A 4,425-nucleotide genomic window follows, 5' to 3' on the forward strand; every position below is an offset into this window, starting at 1 on the left:
GGCACGGCGCACACGGTGGCCCGCGACGTGTAGGCGGAGATTTCGGCGGCCGGCACCACGCCGTGCCGGTGCGAGCCGGGCACCACTTTCAGCGCGCCGTTGGTGGCGTCGCAATCATCGAGGTGCAGGCGCAGGGTAACTACGTTCTCCAGCACCGCCACGGGCGGCTGCACCGATACTCCTTCCGGCTTGCTGGTCCAGGGGCCAAAACCGGGCAGTTCGGCGCGCTGGTCCACGTTTATCATCAAGTCCTGGTGCCAAGCCACCAGCCAGTTCGAGCCGGCGGGCTTGTCGAAATAAATGGCTTTCACCAGCTGGCAGCCCGCCGGAAACAGCCCGGCCAGTAGCTGGCGCAGCGCGGGCGTATCCAGCAAGGGCCAGAGGGCCGGAATTTCCTTAATCAGTTCGCGAATGGCGAATACCTCCTGGCTGCGCCGGAAGTTCGGGCCGCTGCCCGCCGCATCTTCTACGGTGCGCAATAAGGCCGCCACTTCGGCGGGTGTGTACAAATTTGGCAGCACAGCACATCCTGCATCGGCAAATTGCGCGGCCATCGTGGCGCTGAGAACGGCTGTTTCCATACGCCCGCAAAGCTACGTGGGCGCCCGCCGTCTGCTACGCAACCCACGAGTTGGCGGCGTGCCTTTAGCTACCATAACGCTTCCCCCATGAACAAAACCGCTACTTCCCTCCTGCTAACCATCCTGCTGGCCGCCACCACACCCGCCGCCAAAGCGCAGAAGGCCTCTGCCGAAACCGCCGCCGTGCAGCAAACCATCACCGCCTTTTTCGAGGGCATGCGACGCGGCGACAGCACCGCCGTGCGCCGCACGCTGGCCCCGGCAGCCGTGTTCCACGGCTTCGCCGGCAAGCCCGGCCAGCCGCCCACGCTCGAAATCGAAAGTATCAACGGCTTCCTGAAAGCCGTGGGCACGCCTCACCCGACCGTTTGGGACGAGCGGGTGCAATTTGAGCGCGTGCTCATCGATGCCAACCTGGCCAGCGTGTGGGCACCCTACGAGTTCTACCTCGGCAGCAAATTCAGCCATTGCGGCTACGACTCCTTCCAGTTGGTGAAACTGGCCGACGGCTGGAAAATCGCGAACATCATCGACACGCGCCGCAAGGAGAAGTGTAGGTAATTTTCTTTAGTCGCCAAAAGCAACCAAGCCATAATTACCGGCGAAAGCTTGTTTAAGAATAGAAGCCAAATTCGGAATACTCGCTGAAACCGTTGGGTTGAGCGCTGCTCTTTTCTGCTTCACCTGCAAGCTTGACCAACGGAATTTTCCGTAATAATCAAGGTAATTCTCAATAATTTTTAATTCTTGAGCTATTTCAAATTCCTCATACTCAATGCCACCCGCATAGCTCGGTTGCCGACTATACATCGGTAGTTCATCATCGATAAAACTGAAATCAAGCATCTTGAATCAGAAACCAAAAGCTACATCCCCGCCGGCTCCTCCACCGTTTCCTTTTCAATCCACTTCCCGTCCTCGCGCATGAGCTCGATGAGCTCATCCACGGCGGCTTCTTCGGGCACCGATTTCTTGATGACTTCCTGGCCGCGGTAGAGGGCAATTTTGCCCTTGCCCACGCCCACGTAGCCGTAGTCGGCATCGGCCATCTCGCCGGGGCCGTTCACGATGCAGCCCATGATGCCGATTTTAATGCCCTTGAGGTGGTCGGTGCGCTTGCGAATCATGGCCGTGGTTTCCTGCAGGTCGAACAGGGTGCGGCCGCAGCTGGGGCAGCTGATGTATTCGGTTTTGCTCATGCGGGTGCGGGCCGCCTGCAAAATACCGAACGCCAGCTGGTTCAATGCATCAATGTCGCGCAGCCAGGCATCCTGCTTCTGGTTGGGCAGCAGGTCGGTGCAGAGCGAAACGCCATCGCCAAGGCCGTCGATGAGCAGGCCGCCCACGTCGGTAGCCGCGTCGAGCTGGGTTTGCGAGGGGTTTTCGATGGTGTAGGTACGGCGCACCACCACGGGGCAGGTCACGCCAGCTTCAATGAGCTCGAAGAAGGCCCGGCGCAGTTCCGGCATGGCGTGGGTGTTGGTGGTTTCGAGGGTGAGCACCACCGTACGGTCGTCGCGCAGAAAGCGCAGCAGGTCGGGCGTGAGGGCCGCCAGGTCGGCCAGCAGGAAGTTGAGCTGCGGGTGGCGTTGCGCGGGCGTGGTGGCCAGATAGGCATCCGGCGTCATCAGCGGGAAATGCTCGGGGCGGCGGCCAGCGTGGCGCCAGGCTGTGAAGGTCACGATTTCCTTCAGGCCGTTGGGCAGCATGTAGGGCACGGGCCGCTCGCCGGTATAGATGTAGTCGGCCCCGAGGTCGCCCATCTGAAACTTATCCAGAAACGGCGAATACAGGTGGCCCGCGGCGCGCAGGTCGGCGTATTCCATGCGCAACAGGCGCGACAAATCGGCCACCACGCGCGGCACGTTCAGCCCACCGAAATTGGCCACCTCGTGCGTGACGCGGCGGTGGTACTGGAACGGGTCGATGGGCTCCGGTGCCGTCAGCGGCTTGATAGGTTTCGCCGTAGCGGCCCGGCCGGTGTAGCGGTCAATCAGCATGCGGGCCACGGGGGCTTCGGCCTCGGGGGCTTCGGTCAGGCTCACGCGTACGGTGTCGCCGAGGCCATCTTCGAGCAGCGTGCCGATACCCACGGCGCTCTTGATGCGGCCGTCTTCGGCCTCGCCGGCTTCGGTCACGCCCAGGTGCAGCGGGTAGGGCTGCAGGCCTTCCTCATCGAGCTTCTGCACCAGCAGGCGGTAGGCTTGCACCATCACCTGCGTGTTGCTGGCTTTCATGCTCAGCACCACGTCGTAGTAGTTTTCTTCTTCGCAGAGGCGCAAGAACTCCAGCGCCGACTCCACCATGCCCAGCGGGGTGTCGCCGTAGCGGCTCAGAATCCGGTCACTGAGCGAGCCGTGGTTGGTGCCGATGCGCATGGCCGTGCCGTGCTGCTTGCAAATCTGCACCAGCGGCCGGAACCGTTCGCGAATGCGCTCCACCTCGGCCGCATAGGTCGCGTCGGTGTACTCGATTTCTTCGAATTTCTTTTTGTCGGCGTAATTGCCGGGGTTCACGCGCACTTTCTCCACGATGCGGGCGGCCAGCTCGGCCGCGTTGGGCGTGAAGTGAATATCCGCGATGAGCGGCACGTTGCAGCCGCGCTTACGTAGCTCCTTCTTGATTTCCAACAGGTTTTGCGCCTCCTTCATGCTGGGCGCGGTTATGCGCACATACTCGCAGCCAGCCTCCACCATGCGCAAGGTCTGCTCCACCGAGCCCAGCGTGTCCATCGTGTCCACGGTGGTCATGCTCTGCACCCGAATGGGGTAGTCGCCGCCCATCGGCAAACCGCCAATGTTGACCACGCGCGACACGCGGCGCTTGTATTCGGTGATGCTGGGGCAATACGTCTTATTCATGAGGCAGAAACCAGGGGTGCCGGCGAAAGTTGCACGGTAACGCAAAGGTAAAGCAGTTCGCAGCGGCGTGCGCGGCTGGCCAAAATTTCGGGTTTAGTAATGATGGGCGGCTGTAGAGACGCGACACTGCGCGTCTCCTCGTTGAATGGCCCGCGGCAGGATTGGCAGACCATATTCTTTTAACGACGAGACGCGCAGTGTCGCGTCTCTACATCTTGTCGCAATTCATGTTCTGAATAGCGTCGCCGTTATGCCACGTCCAGCACAATCTTACCGATGTGCGCGCTGCTTTCCATCAACTCGTGTGCCGCGGCAGCTTCTGCCAGCGGAAAAGTCTGATGAATCAGCGGCCGGAATTTCTCCGCTTCAATCAGCGGCCACACGTGCTCCTCCACGGCTGCCGCCAGCGCGGCTTTAAAATCGGCCGAGCGCGGCTTGAGCGTGCTGCCCGTGATGGTGAGCCGCCGCCGCATCACCTCCAGCGCATTAAACTCGCCCTTGGGGCCCTGCATGGCATTCACGAAAACCAGGCGGCCATCGTCCTTCAACAAACGCAGATTTTTGGCGATGTACTCGCCGCCAATCATGTCCAGAATCACATCCACGCCCTCGCTTTTCAGCGCTTCCTCAAAATCCTGGGTTTTGTAGTTGATGGCCCAGTCGGCCCCCAGCTGCCGGCAGGCGGCGCACTTCGCGTCGTCGCCGGCCGTCACGGCCACGCGGCTGCCCAACGCCTTCGCCAGTTGAATAGCGGTAGTGCCAATGCCGCTGCTACCGCCGTGCACCAGCAGCGTTTCGCCGGGCTGCAGGCCACCGCGCTGAAACACGTTATGCCACACCGTGAATACGGTTTCGGGCAGAGCAGCGGCTTCGGTCATACTTAGGCCGGCGGGCACGGGCAGGCAGTGCCGGGCATCGACCACGGCGTATTCGGCGTAGCCGCCGGCGGGCAGCAGGGCGCACACGGCATCGCCCACGTGCCA

5 protein-coding genes are annotated in these 4,425 nt (G+C 61.6%); 1 reads left to right on the top strand and 4 read right to left on the bottom strand.

Annotated elements, in window-relative coordinates; genetic code table 11:
- The coding region (locus ACYVDE_RS15445; RefSeq protein ID WP_460502433.1) for a phytanoyl-CoA dioxygenase family protein at window positions 1-581 on the bottom strand (581 nt) is incomplete at its 3' end.
- A gap of 87 nt (window positions 582-668) precedes the next feature.
- Between ACYVDE_RS15445 and ACYVDE_RS15450 the strand changes: the two genes are divergently transcribed.
- Window positions 669-1,142: a nuclear transport factor 2 family protein gene (locus tag ACYVDE_RS15450; protein ID WP_460502434.1), complete on the top strand. Its 474-nt coding sequence runs from the start codon at window positions 669-671 to the stop codon at window positions 1,140-1,142.
- Window positions 1,143-1,148: 6 nt separating this feature from the next.
- On the opposite strand, the gene ACYVDE_RS15455 is transcribed toward ACYVDE_RS15450, so the two are convergent.
- The 3 genes from ACYVDE_RS15455 to ACYVDE_RS15465 form a co-directional block, all read right to left on the bottom strand.
- On the bottom strand, window positions 1,149-1,427 hold the full coding sequence (locus tag ACYVDE_RS15455) for a hypothetical protein (protein WP_460502435.1): 279 nt from the start codon (window positions 1,425-1,427) through the stop codon (window positions 1,149-1,151).
- A 20-nt stretch (window positions 1,428-1,447) separates the two neighbouring features.
- Entirely contained in the window at window positions 1,448-3,442 is a 1,995-nt protein-coding gene (gene ispG, locus ACYVDE_RS15460) for a (E)-4-hydroxy-3-methylbut-2-enyl-diphosphate synthase (protein WP_460502436.1), read from the bottom strand.
- 248 nt (window positions 3,443-3,690) lie between these two features.
- Window positions 3,691-4,425, bottom strand: a 735-nt coding sequence (locus ACYVDE_RS15465; protein WP_460502437.1) for an NAD(P)H-quinone oxidoreductase, incomplete at its 5' end; no start/stop codon positions are given.

It is taken from the genome of Hymenobacter agri, assembly GCF_054778495.1.